This is a genomic window from Peribacillus sp. NPDC097224, from assembly GCF_044761985.1.
GTDB lineage: Bacteria > Bacillota > Bacilli > Bacillales > DSM-1321 > Peribacillus.
On sequence record NZ_JBIWDK010000007.1, the window covers coordinates 166,502 to 182,248 of the forward strand.

Genomic DNA, 15,747 nt, shown 5'->3' on the forward strand with positions numbered 1-15,747 from the left:
TTGATGTTCTTACTAGGTTTATAATATTTACACTACATCACTTTTTAATAGTGCCCACTGGACGACCAGAGGCTCGTATCGATTCCTTTCCTTTGGGATGTTGATAGGGCCTTTTGATTTCTGAATATAAAGGAGGAAAAAGGATGAGTTTACAATTTGCTTATTGGGCTCCAAATGTTAGCGGGGGCTTAGTCGTTTCTCAGATCCCACAAAAAACAGGTTGGTCTTTTGAAGATAATAAACGCTACGCTCAAATTGCTGAAGAAATTGGTTTTGATTATGTGCTACTGCAAACAAGGTTTTTCGCTAGCTATGGGGCTGAAAACCAATTAGAAGCAGCTACTCTTGCTTCAGCTCTTGCCGCTGTGACGAACAAACTGAACATCATTACGGCTGTGTTGCCTGGTTTATGGCACCCAGGTGTAATGGCAAAAATCATCTCGACGATTGACCATATTAGTAACGGGCGTGTGTCTGTCAATATCGTCAGCGGCTGGTTTAAAGGGGAATTCCATGGCTATGGAGAACCATGGTTGGATCATGACGAACGGTATCGTCGTTCTGAAGAATTTATCGAGGTTCTCAAGGAAATGTGGACACAAGAAAAAGCTAATTATCGAGGCGACTTTTACCGATTGAACGACACGCCATTGAAACCAAAACCTATTAACCCTCCGAAAATCTTTCAGGGAGGGAATTCTCGAGCTGCCAAAGAAATGGCAGGACGCGTATCGGACGTCTATTTCATGAATGGCGGGACCCTTGAAAAAATAAAGGAACAAATTGAGGAAGTAAAGGCGCTAAGAAAGGCGAATGGTGAAGGCGACATCCAGTTTGGCGTGAATGGTTTCGTCATTGTCCGCGATACAGAAGAAGAGGCAAAACAAGTGTTGCGGGATATTGTCGAAAATGCGGATCGAGAAGCGGTGGAAGGGTTTAGAAAATCAGTCAAAACCGCAGGGGCAGCTTCTCCCGATGGAAAAGGAATGTGGGCTGAATCCACCTTTGAAGACATTGTCCAATATAATGATGGATTTAAGACAGGACTAATCGGAACAGCTGAACAAGTAGCGGACCGGATTATGGAACTGAAAAAAATCGGTGTGGATATCGTGCTGACAGGATTTCTTCACTATGAAGAAGACTTGAGAGCCTTCGGTGAAAAGGTCATTCCAATGGTCAGAGAAAAAGAATTGGTATTTGCCTGAGAATAGCAAACTTCCACGGGCTAGAAGTCTACTCTTTCATAAATTACAGAGACGCTTATAGGTCGAGTGGTCGAATTAGTGACTGGCGTGGTTGAATAATCAGCTTGCGTGGTTGAATTAATCCGATTCGTGGTCGAATTAATTGGTACAAAATGAATCCATTTCGATCCATTCGAAATGGATTCATTTTATTTACCATTTTACTAAGCCCCTAGTTTAAGAAAGATTCAAAGGATGATACCTGAAAAAGCTCCTTTTAACACTTCTTTTTCATGTTGATTCTTACATGAGAACAAGGCCATAAGGGCTGTTCTATTATTTTCTTGCCTTTCATATTGATCGATTTGAACTTCACACATTATTGTATCCCCCGTAAATACAGGTCGTATAAACTCAAAATTCATGGTGCGAGCCAGTACGTTATGGTCTCCCCCTATTTTTGTCGGTAAGGTAGCTGTTAATAACCCTTGAATGACAAGCCTCCCCTGTTCATCTGGGGTTATGTGATGATTTCCTTCATCCCCCGAAATCTCCGTGAATAATTCAACATCCCTCACTGTAAACGTCCGTTCAAACGTAATGATATCTCCTACTTTTAAAGACATATGAATCTCCCCCGGAAAGTTTTTTTGATAGAATATCTTTTTTTGAATTTCCTTTCTTGTTATATCGTTAAGGAATATATTCGGGGTGAAAAATACAAATCCCTTCTTCCACTGCCTTGCCGTTCATGACCAGTACGATGAAGGTAAGTAAGGAAGGAAATTCGGGGTAGAAATCTAGGGAAATAAGCGTACTAAACGAGTTCTGTAGCGAAATACCATGCTATAATTGACTAAAAAAGGTGATGTGTTTTGAAAGTACTAATTATTTCTGTATATCTAATTCCTACTCTTATCGCACTCTTTTTTGCTGGACCTTTTTCTCCATTAGTAGGACTTGCAATCGGATTTCCAGTCCACATTCTAGTAGTACTTTCAAACATATCCAGAACTCTTGATGAAATAGCCAAGAAGCTTTATGAATAAAAGGAAACTGTCTAATAGGCCTTACGGGCAATAGCTTCAAATCAAGGCTGTTAATGAGCAGTCTTCTTTTTGTTTAGGAAGAGAAGGAAAAAGGTGAAGGGCAAACCGACTTTTTACTACTTTTTAATCATGTTGTTTCTTTTAAATACTGATGCTAAATATACGGATACACATATTTTTTCATTAATGATTATAACAATATCCATATTAATTATTTTAATGAATAGACTGAGAGCATCGGAAAAAGAAGATTTTAAATTTAGACATCTAATGATAGGGATGGTATGTGCACATGGAATCTATTATTTAGAAGAATTCATAATGAATTAGTAGAGGATATACAAGTATTAAGATAATATTTTTACTAATTGTATAAGTAGGAAACCTATTACATATGTATCTATCCATTTCTTTATAGACAGAATGGACTTAAATCATAGCCCATCAAACAGGATGTTTGAGAATAAATGAATTCTCATTTAGTATGAATATACAGTGTTCTCTTGTAATAATTAACGGCTTTGGAAGTTCATACTAAAGGAGAGGTGTTTGTTGGATAATCATTCTTTTCAAGAAGTTATACGCAGTCGAAGATCTATACGTCAATTTCTTTCTACACCTGTTGAAGAAGAAGTTCTTCGTGAAATTCTAGAGGATGCTCAAGCTACCCCATCGAATTGCAATACTCAGCCTTGGGATGTTCATATCGTTTCAGGTGCAAAGAAAGAGGAATTGAAGAAGGCCCTCTTAAATACGAGCGAACAAGGGCAAGCCACGCCCGATTTTACATTTGATTTACATCACTATTATGGACGTTATGCTGAACGACAAATAGAACAGGCCCAAACATTCTATGGGGAATTGCAGATAGCTAGGGAGGATCACGAAGCCCGTCAAAAGGAAGTCATGCGAAATCTATCATTCTTCGATGCACCGCATGTTGCGTTCCTATTCATGCCTTCATTTGGAGATAATGTGCGTGTCGCTTCTGATATTGGCATGTATGCTCAGTCGTTCCTTTTATCACTGACTGCACGCGGGATAGGAAGTGTTCCTCAGACAATCTTGGGCTTTCACGCTGACACGGTTCGCCAAGTACTTGGCATTTCCGATGACATGAAGTTATTGTTTGGCATTTCCTTTGGTTATCCTGATCAAGAAGCAAAAGTAAATAGTTTTCGTGTGGGACGTGACCCCATCGAATCCAATGTAACCTTGCATAACTAGACTAACGAGAAAGGGCGTAATCAACGATTAAGTGGATTACGCCCTTTTTATAGTGAGTAGGAAATTAATCGTTTCTTGAAGAAGGAGAACTTAGCTCCCTTTCCCTACATAACCCCATCCGTTTTCATCTCCAATACCTTCAATAACTCTTTCACTGCAAACGAGTGATAGGACCCTTTCTTTGTAATAATCCCGAGTTTCCAAAGGAGTGTGGCGTTTTCAATCGGGATGATTTTAACATCACTGTTGGTTTGCTTTTCATATATCAATTTGGGTAATAATGCAATGCCCAGCCTGGATGAGACCAATTCGACGATTAAGTCCCATTGTGAACTTTGGTACGAGATGATGGGGCTGAATCCTTTTTCTTCGCATGCTTGTATCACATAGTCGTGCAAAGTGAAGTCCTTCGTAAATAGGATGAACTTTTCTTCTTTTAGTTCAGTCAAGGAGACGGATGATTGATGTGCGAGCGGATGGTCGTCGTGGACAAATAAAACGAATTCATCCTGAATGAACGGGTAGATGTCGAATTTTGCCTCATTCGCTGGCATGACAATGAGGCCAAGGTCAATTCGTCCATCTTCGACAAGCTGACCAATCAACTTGGCGCCAAGTTCAACTAATTCAATTGAGACATTCGGATGTTGTTGGTGAAAACGACGGGCGATTCCCGGAAAGAAAAGGGTACCGATCAGAGGGGGCATCCCGATTTTAATTTCCCCTGTCGCAATGTCTTTGAGGTCATCTAATAGGACGTCCAATTCTGACAAGGCCTGTAGCGCTTTTTGACCTTGCTGATAGACGATCCGTCCAGCATCGGTCAAGCGGAGGTGCCTTGTAGATCGATCGAACAGTTCAACATGAAGCTCCTGTTCAAGCTTTTTGATGGCTTTGCTAAGTGAGGGTTGTGACAAGTAGGAATGGGCGGCAGCTTTTGTAAAACTGTTATGGTTCGCAACCTCGATAAAAGATTGTAAGTCTCGTAGTTCCATGCGTTTTATCTCCTATTTATTCTTTATTTTCATACAATATATTCTATTTATGTATTTTACTTATAGGAGATATAAATGTAAACTTTAAACAATAATACTATTCAGAATATTTATGATACTAAAGGGGGCGAACATATGAAAAAAGGAAAAGTGATGCATTCATTTTTGGAAGCGGTTTCAGATATTGAGGACGGTTCCACTATAATCGTTGGCGGTTTTGGGTTGTCAGGCATCCCGGAGTATGCCATACAGGCGCTAAAGGAACAAGGTACCAAAGATTTGACGGTTGTCAGTAACAATTGTGGCGTCGATGACTGGGGTCTGGGCCTGTTGCTTCAGAATAAGCAGATAAAAAAGATGGTGTCATCTTACGTGGGGGAAAATAAAATATTTGAACAGCAATACTTGAGTAAGGAACTCGAAGTCGAATTAACGCCTCAAGGTACACTGGCGGAGCGAATCCGGGCTGGTGGGGCAGGAATCCCTGGTTTTTATACAGCGACGGGCGTCGGTACACCTATAGAAGAAGGAAAGGAAACGAAGGTGTTCGACGGCAAGAAGTATCTATTGGAAAGAGGAATTGTTGGGGACTTTGCCCTTGTAAAAGCGTGGAAAGCCGATACGCTTGGGAATCTTGTATACCGTAAGACAGCAAGGAATTTTAATCCACTTGCGGCGATGGCCGGGAAAATCACGATTGCGGAGGTAGAAGAAATCGTCGAACCAGGTGAATTGGATCCCGATGAAATTCATACACCAGGCATTTATGTACAGCGGATCTTGCTTGGATCCAATTATCAAAAACGAATCGAACGACGGACGGTTGCACAAGGATAAAATTTAAAGGGAATGGGGTGTCTGATGATGAAGGATACACGTATGGTCATCGTAAAAAGGGCGGTTAGGGAAATTGAAGACGGCATGAATGTCAATCTGGGCATTGGTATGCCGACACTTATTGCCAATGAGATCCCGGATGATTTCAATGTTTTGCTTCAATCGGAGAATGGCTTGCTTGGCATTGGTCCGTATCCACGGGAAGAGGAGATAGATCCGGATTTGATCAATGCGGGGAAAGAAACGGTCACGGCCGTTCCGGGATCGGCCTTTTTTGATAGCGCAGAATCGTTCGCCATGATTCGCGGCGGCCATATCGATCTTGCCATTCTTGGGGGAATGGAAGTGTCCGAGACGGGGGACTTGGCCAACTGGATGATACCAGGGAAAATGGTGAAAGGAATGGGTGGTGCGATGGACCTCGTTAACGGGGCTAAGCGGGTGGTCGTAATTATGGAACATGTGAACAAACATGGAGAGTCGAAAATCAAAAAAACATGTTCGCTGCCATTGACTGGTCAAAAAGTTGTGCATCGTTTAATCACCGATCTAGCCGTGTTTGATTTTACCCCTGAAGGAATGGTGCTAATTGAGACGCAAGGAGATGTTTCCATAGAAGAAGTGAAAGAAAAGACGGAAGCCCATTTTTCTGTGGCGCCTGAATGTTTAGCTAAAAACTAAAAGTGTGGACTTGTGTCTAATCCTAATTTTCTCTTTGCATGTTGAAGGGGAGGGGAAATTAGGATTTAGTGTGTAAGGTAAGAATCTTTCAAGAAGCATTTGCACAAGATATAGATATGTGATATTATTATCTCGAATTAAATATATTTTAATTAAGAACAATGGGTCAATAGATCTCATTTATTTTTTATATAATATCTCGAATTCGAGATAATTTGAAACAGGAAGCACAATGAAAAGGGGAGAAAGTTGATGAATCACATTAAAGGAATTCACCATGTAACAGCCATAACAAGCAGTGCAGAAAAAAACTATGAGTTTTTCACATTCGTATTGGGCATGCGTTTGGTCAAGAAGACGGTAAACCAAGATGATATTCAAACCTATCACTTATTCTTTGCGGATGACAAAGGAAGTGCTGGGACGGATATGACATTCTTCGATTTTCCAGGTATTCCAAAAGGAACGCATGGTACGAATGAGATTTTCAAAACGGGATTCCGAGTACCGACAGATGCCGCTCTCGAATATTGGGTCAAACGTTTTGACAAGCTACAAGTGAAACATACAGGCATTCAAGATCTTTTCGGGAAAAAGTCTTTATCATTCGTTGATTTCGACGATCAACAGTATCAATTTGTATCAGACGAGTTGAATGAGGGAGTGGCTTCAGGCACACCATGGCAAAAAGGACCGATTCCGCTTGAATTTGCGATTACAGGATTGGGACCGATTCATGTACGGGTTGACCAAATTGACTATTTTAAAGAAGTGCTGGAGAAAGTCATGGCATTCCGTGAGATTGCCAAAGAAGGGTCGCTTCTTTTATTTGAAGTTGGTGATGGCGGGAATGGGGCACAAGTCATCGTGGAACATAATACGGTCTTGCCACGTGGACGCCAAGGCTTCGGTACGGTGCACCATGCAGCCTTCCGCGTGGAAGATACAAGTGTATTGAAGGAATGGATCGACCGTATGGAAAGTTTCGGATTCAGTACTTCTGGCTATGTGGACCGTTTCTTCTTTGAATCGCTCTATGCACGTGTCGCACCTGGCATATTGTTTGAATGGGCTACGGACGGTCCAGGATTCATGGGCGATGAGCCATATGAAACGGTGGGTGAAATCTTATCATTGCCGCCATTTTTAGAATCGAAACGGGAACTAATCGAGAAAATGGTCCGCCCGATCGATACGGTCCGCAGTACGATGAAGATTGAGAAAGAGTACTTGTAAGCAGTTCCGTTCACACCATGTGCAGGTAGTACGTGTACATGGTGTGTTTATAAAAAGAAGAATGTTGAGCAAATAGGTTAAATTCTTTTGACCTATGTGCTCAGCATTCATCTAAATAAGGAGGAAACGAAGATGAAAAAACAGACGGCAGGGATTCACCATATAAGCGCCATTGTCGGCCATCCGCAGGAAAACATCGATTTTTATTCAGGTGTACTGGGCTTACGCTTGGTGAAGCAAACGGTAAACTTCGATGACCCTGGCACGTATCATTTATACTTCGGTGACGGAGGGGGAAATCCGGGGACCATCATTACCTTTTTCCCTTGGGCAAATGCTCGTCAGGGGCGGATTGGCGATGGACAAGTGGGTGTGACGTCGTATGTCGTGCCAACAGGAGCGCTTGGTTTTTGGGAGAACCGGTTACAGAAATATGATGTGGAGTTTGAAAAAGTGAAGCGCTTTGGCGAAACGTATTTACAATTTGACGATCCGCATGGCCTTCACCTTGAACTTGTCGCTCGTGAAGCGGGCGAAGAGAATGCTTGGGCAGTGGACGATGTGACAAGGGAAGTGGCGATAAAAGGGTTCGGAGGCGCCACCCTTTATTCATGTGAACCAGGTGAAACGGCCGCTACATTGACGGATGTGTTAGGTCTGGAAATGATGGGTGTAGAAGGCGATTACACACGGTTCAAAGCTCTAGCTGACATCGGCAATATCATCGATTTGAAAATGGTCACAGGCGTTCGGGGCACAATAGGTGCCGGTACGGTGCACCATATCGCATGGCGTGCGAACGACAAAGCCGACCACTTGGAATGGCAAGAGTATGCAATGAATCATGGGCAGCATGTGACCGAAGTGAAGGATCGCAACTATTTCGATGCGATTTATTTCCGTGAATCAGGAAAGATCTTATTCGAAATCGCGACCGACCCGCCAGGATTCGCGATTGACGAAAGTCCTGAAACGATGGGGACGAAACTTATGTTGCCGCCACAATTCGAGCAGCAACGTGAGCATCTCGTTCAATCACTGATTCCCATTCAAGTACCACCCAATAAAGTGAGATGATAAGGAAAGGGAGAATATAGAATGAAACATATCTTTAAGCCAGGAACGAATCCGAATAAACCAGTCTTATTGCTTTTACATGGAACGGGCGGGAATGAAAATGATTTGCTTCCGCTAGCTGACATCGTCGACCCAGAAGCTTCTATACTAAGTGTAAGAGGGAATGTATCGGAAAACGGGATGCCCCGATTCTTTAGACGTTTGGCGGAAGGGATATTTGACGAAGAGGATTTGATTTTCCGTACGAATGAACTGAATAGCTTCCTGGATGAAGCGGCAGCTACCTATGCATTTGATCGTCAAAATATCATCGCAATCGGGTATTCAAATGGAGCGAACATCGCGGCGAGCCTATTATTCCACTTTACGGACGCCTTGAAGGGTGCAATTTTACATCATCCGATGGTGCCAAGACGTGGAATCGCTTTACCTGATTTAACAGGTACGAACGTCTTCATCGCAGCCGGAGTCAATGACCCGATTTGTCCACAGCAAGAATCCATCGACCTTAAAGAATTACTAGAAGCGGCACATGCTTCGGTAGATGTACAATGGGAGAACCATGGACATCAATTAACGATGAATGAAGTGAATGCTGCGAAACAGTGGTATCAAGAAAAATATTAATCAATCAAGAAATCCACCTACGATTTGTATGGTGGATTTTTTGTGTGTTACAACTAGTTTGGCCTATTCATTACCTAACGATAAACTCTATCACTATCGAAAAATTATAGGTAGAGAGGGTATAAAGTCTTAGTGGTATTCGTGAATAGATGAGGATTATATCCTGGTCAATCGGGTAATTAGCATATTTATCCCTATTTATCTCCCTGACTATCTTCCTTATAATTATATAATATGAAAAATATACCAATAATAATGAGGTGTTTCTTTTGGATATAGGACAGGAGAAAGCTCAGATTTATTTTTTGAAAAGCACCATCCCCCTTTCCCTGCAGAGGGATGAGCGATTATGACGATTTTTGAAGCGAAGCCATTGAAATCGGCAGTCGGGTCACGTGCCAAGCAATATGAAGACCTATTGGGGCAAGTGGAGACACTGAAAAAGGAATTCCAGGGAATTGTCGATTTGGATGAAGAACTGGCCGGATCCGGGGCTACAGCCATCAAGAACTTTTATCGGGCACAAGTCATCGTTGCCGATGCCTGGATCGAATTATTCACGACCCAAATCAGCTTTCTGAAAGGCATTCCGGCCATATTGGAAGACGCCGACCTATCCGGTGAGACTGTGGTTGAGGTGCCGTTTTTAGAGGGGGAAGTGACCCACGGTCTCTCCAACGCCAAATCGATGGTGAACCAGCAGTCCACCGATCTCCAAAAGATTTTCCAGAACATTGATGATATCCTTCCACTAAAGGTGTTCGATCAAGAAGATTTCCATGAGAAAATGGAAAAGGCGGAAAAAGAAAAGAACGATACCATCAAGAAAGTGCAGGAAGTAGATAATAAATTAGTAGAAGAATACCAAGTGAGCGAAGCCCAGGAAAGCGTTGCCGTTGGTCTTTTGCAAGCCTTACTTGAAGCCACCAGTCAGGATGGTACCGTTTCCCCGATGAACTTCAACCAAAGTGCCTTTCAAGCGAGTCAAGCTTATCAAGTGAAGGGTGAAGTGGCCGAGAACATGCAAGGATACCGGGACTTCAAGCAGCAAGAAGAGGAAGCGCGGAAACTCGAACAGGAAATGGAAGAACTCGAGAACCGCCCTTGGTATGAAAAAGCCTGGGACACGACAAAAACCTTTACAGGGGAAATCACGGGGTATTATGATTCAGTAAGAGCAACAACGGGAGTCGATCCCGTCACAGGTCGTAAACTTTCCGAAGCCGAACGAATCGCCGCGGGCGCGATGGCCGCCGCCGGATTCATACCCATTGTCGGCTGGGCTGGGCGTGCTGTCAAAGGCGGAAGTGCGATTTATAAAACAGCCAAAACAATGAATGCTGCAGAGCATGCAATGAGCGCCTATAAAACAGCTGATTCAATGAAATGGATGGCTCAAGCCGAAAAAGGAATCTATGGTCTAACCAGTGCGAATGAAGCAAATGCCTATTTAACCGGAAAGGACCTCTTAGGCAATGAATATTCCGGAGGAGAACAAGGTTTCACCCTCGCAGGTATAATTGGCATGGGTAGTGTCATGAAGAATGGTATGAAATTAAATGGACCTAACTCACGTATATTAAATAATGATACGAATACTGGCCCAGTAGAGGTTAAAGCTCCTCCAGGTGCTTCTGCAGAACAAATAGCTCAAGTTAAGGCTTATGTTGAGGGTTCAAATAAGGCTTTACAAGATGGAGCTTTGTCACCTACTGGAAGGATATCAACTAAAGGAAAATTAAGACAGGATGCGTCCAGATCCGCAAGATTAGAAGGGAAGAGAGCCGCGGAGAGTGGGACTCCATATAAAGGTCATGTAGGTCATGTTCCTGACACAACTTGGGGAGGAAAACCTGACCCACATAGTTGGTTAGATCTTGACCCTAAAGTTAATACGAGTCTTGGAGGACAAGCGAAAAAATATCCTATAGGTTATAGACCTACAGAATTTAAGTTTGTTAAGGAGGATTTAGACGAATGAATAATTGGACAGAAAAAATAACGGCAATGGTTATAGTAAAACAGGAAATTATGAAACAAGATGTGAAACAAATTTGGCCACACCATTTTCCGGAGGTGGCGACAACTGAAGAACAGATAGCTAAACTTGAAATGGAAATAGGATTTAAACTCGATTCCATTTATCGGGATTTCCTGAAATATGCAAATGGATGGAAGGGATTTTACCAGACAGTTGATTTATTTGGGACAGAGCAACTAAAGAAATCTAAGGCTATGGATTATGCAAATTCATTATTAAATTCAATAGAAGAAGACGTTATAAAAGAAAGTGGTTTTCTTAGAAATCAGTTGTTACCTATTGCCGCGACCGAATATGATAAGGATTTATTTGTTATAGGTTTACCCCATTCACCATATCCAGGAAAAGTAATTTGGTTTGCTGGGGAAGAGATTGATAGATATGAAAATTTTAATGAATATTTTTTAGCGATGATTGATTATAATCGAGAAGAAATAGTTGCTTTAAAAAGCTAGTTTGTTGCTGATTTTATAAAAATAGCGGTAAATACAATTCGAATGGTTAAAATCAACATTTTATAGTCGTTCAGAAGAGGGTGGAACTTATGATGATGGAAGAGAAATTCATGAATCCTCAAGCATTGACTAGTATATTTGGAAATATACCTGTATTCGAAGGTGCAGAGCTATTAGATATTCAGCTTATAAGAGATGGCCCCATTTTATTTATGACTTTAATGACGTATGACTTTAATGACGAAAGAAGAAGTTAAAACTAAGCCAAAGCGTTGGGACCACTGGGACGTGGTTTATATTCAACTATCATTTTTAACTATTAGTAACTTAGATATAAAAGGGTGGGGCAATGATAATATAATTTCTCGATTTGATCTTTCAGGTAAGATGGAGAATAATTATTTAGAAATAAAAGGGAATAATGGGTTGAGAATAAATACGAATTTGGAATGGGTAAATGTAGAAAAGGTTACTCCTGGCTTAATAGGGTTACCGTAAAAATTCTTAGAAATTAAAAAAAGATAAAATGAAAGTTGTAAATGAACATTGGGCTCCTGAGGTGAGAAAAAATAGGAAATAAGATAGATATTTTAGATAAGAAATATGTACTTGAACATGGAACGGATTTTGATGAGAAACTTTGGTTCACTTCATATAGTGATGAAGTTTTAGATAATCCTGAAGACGAGGGAGGAAAACCTTTTAATGGGCTAGCCTACGAGTTATATGAGAACGGAGAATTGGCTTATTATAGTTATTATAACGAAGGATTTTTAGAAGGTGATTTTGTTAGATTTCACAACAATGGCAAGGTGAAGTCCATAGATTATATGATTAAAGGACAAACTAGGGGGTTAAGGAGAATGTGGTACGAAAGCGGCGAAAAAAAATATGAGGGTGAATATAAATTTGGTGTTTGTTTAAGGTATACCGAATGGGATAAAGAAGGGGAGATAATTAAACAAAAATTTTCACCAACAGAAGAAGAATTAGCCCTTATTGATCGATTCTCCAATATGGGAAAAAACTGAAAAGCACATTGTAGTAGCTTTTCGCAATGAAAATATTATTCTAACGTATATCAACAGAGCTGTAGATTATTTTAAAGGTGCTTGAATAGTAAGCGTTATTATCCTTTAGGTTCACGTGAAATGACAAAGATAAAGTGGTTGGCTTAACTAAACCCGAACAATGACACTCATATAAAAGTGACTCGTTGTTCGGTTTTTTCTATATAAAAAGATCTTTGGAAATCCAATTTATGTATAATGGGAATGATAGATTTTTGAAATTTATAAACAATGTAACGGACTCTAGAGTTGTATAGTATGAGACTCGACACAAGAGCTAGGGTTAAAATATTACTAGTTTTCCGATGATCAAATAAAGGTTGTGGTGACTTTGAATGATGAATTAAAACTTGAAACCTTTAAGTATTTTCTTGAATGCTATTTCAACGCAAGTGTTAACTATGATGAGTTAACTGACCAAATAAAACACTTTAATTCGTTCGAAAATACTAAATATCATCAAAAACTCAGAGATGAGCTAAACTTAATAGAGCAACTAAATAACTGGGAACATGTACAGGAATTCGTTAAAAGATATGGCATGAGGAAAATGAATGAAGAGAGACTAAAATGGTTGATCCACAGTATTTCTGAGGATTTATTATAAAATTAATCGCATTCTTCTGGCAATTTTACTAGTTTAAATTATAAAAAGTTTAAAGCTTTATCTTAAAACTGAGCTGTAGAGGAAAGATTTCTGTAGTGCAAGCGTTTATGTTCATCTGAAGTGATTAATACTCAATTAAGAGAGTTTAATATTCAAATTGTATATCAGTCTTCAGGAAATAAAGAAATCTTTTAGGGGGAACTGGATAAGGAACAAAAAGGGGAATGGCAATGATTTGGAATGACCAATTAAATAAAGAAAATCTATGGAAGGGTTGTATGGTAGCAATGATAGCGCATGCTATTATGGTAGCCCGATATCCTGAATTATCATATGAACATTCCTGGGATGGTTCGAATTATAGCATGATAGATGGTTCAGGGGGGCGGGGGACTCTGACTTTTACTGAAAAGCATATCGTGGCAGCTTTTCGCAATGAAAATATTATTCGAACAGATATCAACAGAGCTGTAGATTATTTTAAAGGTGCTTCCCAAGAAATTATTGAGTTGGCAGAAAATGAGGCTCTTCAATATCTATTGATGGAGGGAGATGATGGGAAAACTATACCTTCTATTACTACCGCATTTTGGGGGGATATTAATAGCGTATCATCGAATGATACGATAGTGAAATTCGTACAAAGTGGTGGTTATCTTATTGAAAATCAGTTATTGGATTACACATCAGCAATAGATGCCTGGCGTGAATATTACAAGATGTCAAAAGATCAAATCAAGTTATTAGAATCTTTATACAAGAGGAAGGTTGAAAGGAAAGAGAGTAATATTGTCTTAACTAGAAATGAAATTAAAGTTCTAGGAACAGATGATATAGAAGGATTAAGAGAGAGCCAAAACTCATTTGAAGAAATAGGGATAATGTTTAAGGGTGATTAGAATGAACTTTTCTGTAGATATTTTCAAGCAAAACAAAATTAATTACGATTGGAGAACATTATATATAGGATTAAAATTAGATGTAATAAAATATAGTGACATAACTGATTATGCAGTCGAATATTTAACTAACTATCCAGACACTAGCAATCAAAACATTATTCAGCTTGCTTGGGGTGGAGATGAATTAGATTACGAGAGCTTATTGGAAACTATATTGAAAGAGTCAGATATCAGTGATTTGGACTTAGACTCCCGACGTTCCCATCTTGAAAAAAGAAAATGGAGATTTGGCATACTTGATTCTTTAAAAATGAGATATCAAGATGATTTTGAGGAGTTATTAAACAAGGTTGCTGAAGTGTATGCCGACTTTGATTATCCAAAAGACATGGAGAGCTTTATTCATTATCTGGCTCCTAAAGACGGATTTAATCCTTCTCAATACTCGAAAGAAGAGAATGAAGTTAGATTAATTAACTTATTTACTGTCTTTCTAAACCAAGAAAAACAATACTTACAAAATGATATTGCCATTTAGGACTTTGACTGATAGAAAAGCACAAGTTAAGCTCAATACCCTCCAAATTCCTGTATAGATTTCCCTGCTCCTGGACAATCTAGTTTAGATTACTAATCCAGGAGAGGAGTGGTTTGGATGGACCGCACGATTGGTTACTTACGTGAGATCTTGTCTAATTATACGGATCAGCACCCGGAGGCACAGCACATTTACGATAAGATTAAACATGGTCAGTTCCATTCGGAGAAGGAGCTCGTTCGTGAGCTTACTGGAAAGGAATCAGAACTTCTTAACCGAATTCTTCCTAAGGAAATGGCGCATGCAAAAGAGGCGATGGATTCCGAACGTTATACGCAATTAAATGAAGTGTATGAACAACTGATTATGTGAGAAAAAAACCTTGTCCATGTTGCTCACCGGACAAGGTTTTCTTATTAGCCTATTCATCCATGCTAGTCAGAGAATCCATATGACTCGCAATCATCGAGATGATGGTACCAGCTTCTTCTTTACTGAACATGAAGTTCGTTTCATCTCTTAAAATAATATCGTCTTCTTCTGTCCAGATCCGATTGACCCGTCTCAGCAGTCCATCACCTGTTTCCTGGACGATTCCGAATTGATAGGTGACCTCTACTTCGTTTTCTTTTATATAAGCCGTCACTTCTGGCGTTTCCCATTCAACATCGATTTCGAATACCTCAGAATCATCGTTTCCTGTTGAAGGATAGGACATGGAGCCTGACACGATTTCCAACCCATTATTGTCGTCATCGAGTTCATAGTCGTATTCGTCGTCGTCCCCTTCTATGTAAGCATGGAAGGTTTCATGGACGGCCTCCACGATATCTTCAATATCAGGTAATAGCACCTTGCTTATTTGCCCAAAATCGATGTCGAAGGATTCCATATAAAATTCTTCACTTTTCGGATCGAAAAACAGGGCGCAAAAATTCTCCTGCTCATCTTCATCTAATTCTGTATAAAATTCGATGCGTGGATGTTTTGCTCCTCGCTCCACGGTCATGCTGCCAATCCGATCGTATTTATCACAAATCGATTGAAGATGGTCCTGCAATTCCCCACATACTCTGTCAAACCATTCTAATGACATTTCATCCACATCCTTTCGCTCCTTATTGTTTACCAAAATACGAAATACACTCTCGTCCAAAATATGTATTTTTAAAGGGGGATAACTCTACCATTACGAATACTATTTGAAATGACCCGATA

At 40.2% G+C, this 15,747-nt stretch carries 17 protein-coding genes and 1 pseudogene; 14 read left to right on the forward strand and 4 right to left on the reverse strand.

The window, feature by feature from the left end:
- Positions 1-143: 143 nt before the first annotated feature.
- A complete protein-coding gene (gene sfnG, locus ACIQXR_RS14740; RefSeq protein ID WP_402873627.1) occupies positions 144-1,208 on the forward strand; it encodes a dimethylsulfone monooxygenase SfnG in 1,065 nt (354 codons plus the stop codon).
- A gap of 55 nt (positions 1,209-1,263) precedes the next feature.
- Here sfnG and ACIQXR_RS14745 read toward each other — a convergent pair whose 3' ends face one another.
- Together ACIQXR_RS14745 and ACIQXR_RS14750 are read right to left on the reverse strand one after the other, a co-directional pair.
- The gene (locus ACIQXR_RS14745) at positions 1,264-1,407 is read right to left on the reverse strand and encodes a hypothetical protein (RefSeq protein ID WP_402873630.1); all 144 of its coding nucleotides are present in this window, start codon (positions 1,405-1,407) and stop codon (positions 1,264-1,266) included.
- Positions 1,408-1,435: 28 nt separating this feature from the next.
- A complete protein-coding gene (locus ACIQXR_RS14750) occupies positions 1,436-1,813 on the reverse strand; it encodes an FAS1-like dehydratase domain-containing protein (RefSeq protein WP_402873633.1) in 378 nt (125 codons plus the stop codon).
- Between the two features lie 975 nt (positions 1,814-2,788).
- Between ACIQXR_RS14750 and ACIQXR_RS14755 the strand changes: the two genes are divergently transcribed.
- On the forward strand, positions 2,789-3,463 hold the full coding sequence (locus tag ACIQXR_RS14755; RefSeq protein ID WP_402873635.1) for a nitroreductase: 675 nt from the start codon (positions 2,789-2,791) through the stop codon (positions 3,461-3,463).
- Positions 3,464-3,567: 104 nt separating this feature from the next.
- On the opposite strand, the gene ACIQXR_RS14760 is transcribed toward ACIQXR_RS14755, so the two are convergent.
- Positions 3,568-4,458: a LysR family transcriptional regulator gene (locus ACIQXR_RS14760; protein WP_402873640.1), complete on the reverse strand. Its 891-nt coding sequence runs from the start codon at positions 4,456-4,458 to the stop codon at positions 3,568-3,570.
- A 135-nt stretch (positions 4,459-4,593) separates the two neighbouring features.
- Here ACIQXR_RS14760 and ACIQXR_RS14765 point away from each other — a divergent pair, with 135 nt between their 5' ends.
- From ACIQXR_RS14765 to ACIQXR_RS14820, 12 genes and pseudogenes are all read left to right on the forward strand, one after another.
- Positions 4,594-5,295 (forward strand): CoA transferase subunit A, encoded by a 702-nt coding sequence (locus tag ACIQXR_RS14765; RefSeq protein ID WP_402873643.1) that lies wholly within the window; start codon positions 4,594-4,596, stop codon positions 5,293-5,295.
- A 27-nt stretch (positions 5,296-5,322) separates the two neighbouring features.
- Complete coding sequence (locus tag ACIQXR_RS14770; protein ID WP_402873646.1) at positions 5,323-5,976, forward strand: 3-oxoacid CoA-transferase subunit B; 654 nt, start codon at positions 5,323-5,325, stop codon at positions 5,974-5,976.
- Between the two features lie 252 nt (positions 5,977-6,228).
- Positions 6,229-7,212, forward strand: coding sequence for a ring-cleaving dioxygenase (locus tag ACIQXR_RS14775; RefSeq protein WP_402873649.1), 984 nt, complete (start codon positions 6,229-6,231; stop codon positions 7,210-7,212).
- 132 nt (positions 7,213-7,344) lie between these two features.
- Complete coding sequence (locus ACIQXR_RS14780) at positions 7,345-8,289, forward strand: ring-cleaving dioxygenase (protein ID WP_402873652.1); 945 nt, start codon at positions 7,345-7,347, stop codon at positions 8,287-8,289.
- 21 nt (positions 8,290-8,310) lie between these two features.
- Positions 8,311-8,916, forward strand: a complete 606-nt coding sequence (locus ACIQXR_RS14785) for an alpha/beta hydrolase (RefSeq protein WP_402873655.1) — start codon at positions 8,311-8,313, stop codon at positions 8,914-8,916.
- A 349-nt stretch (positions 8,917-9,265) separates the two neighbouring features.
- Positions 9,266-10,897, forward strand: a complete 1,632-nt coding sequence (locus ACIQXR_RS14790; RefSeq protein ID WP_402873658.1) for a ribonuclease YeeF family protein — start codon at positions 9,266-9,268, stop codon at positions 10,895-10,897.
- Complete coding sequence (locus ACIQXR_RS14795) at positions 10,894-11,412, forward strand: SMI1/KNR4 family protein (RefSeq protein WP_402873660.1); 519 nt, start codon at positions 10,894-10,896, stop codon at positions 11,410-11,412. The genes ACIQXR_RS14790 and ACIQXR_RS14795 overlap by 4 nt, the downstream gene beginning before the upstream one ends.
- Positions 11,413-11,501: 89 nt before the next feature.
- Positions 11,502-11,910: pseudogene (locus tag ACIQXR_RS14800) on the forward strand (Imm50 family immunity protein).
- An 83-nt stretch (positions 11,911-11,993) separates the two neighbouring features.
- Positions 11,994-12,443: a toxin-antitoxin system YwqK family antitoxin gene (locus tag ACIQXR_RS14805; RefSeq protein WP_402873928.1), complete on the forward strand. Its 450-nt coding sequence runs from the start codon at positions 11,994-11,996 to the stop codon at positions 12,441-12,443.
- Positions 12,444-13,319: 876 nt separating this feature from the next.
- Positions 13,320-13,988, forward strand: coding sequence for a hypothetical protein (locus ACIQXR_RS14810; RefSeq protein ID WP_402873663.1), 669 nt, complete (start codon positions 13,320-13,322; stop codon positions 13,986-13,988).
- Position 13,989: 1 nt separating this feature from the next.
- Entirely contained in the window at positions 13,990-14,529 is a 540-nt protein-coding gene (locus tag ACIQXR_RS14815) for a DUF2247 family protein (RefSeq protein ID WP_402958025.1), read from the forward strand.
- Positions 14,530-14,646: 117 nt separating this feature from the next.
- Positions 14,647-14,901 (forward strand): sigma-G-dependent sporulation-specific acid-soluble spore protein CsgA, encoded by a 255-nt coding sequence (locus ACIQXR_RS14820; protein WP_402873669.1) that lies wholly within the window; start codon positions 14,647-14,649, stop codon positions 14,899-14,901.
- A 49-nt stretch (positions 14,902-14,950) separates the two neighbouring features.
- Here ACIQXR_RS14820 and ACIQXR_RS14825 read toward each other — a convergent pair whose 3' ends face one another.
- Complete coding sequence (locus ACIQXR_RS14825; RefSeq protein WP_402873672.1) at positions 14,951-15,625, reverse strand: hypothetical protein; 675 nt, start codon at positions 15,623-15,625, stop codon at positions 14,951-14,953.
- Between the last annotated feature and the right edge of the window lie 122 nt (positions 15,626-15,747).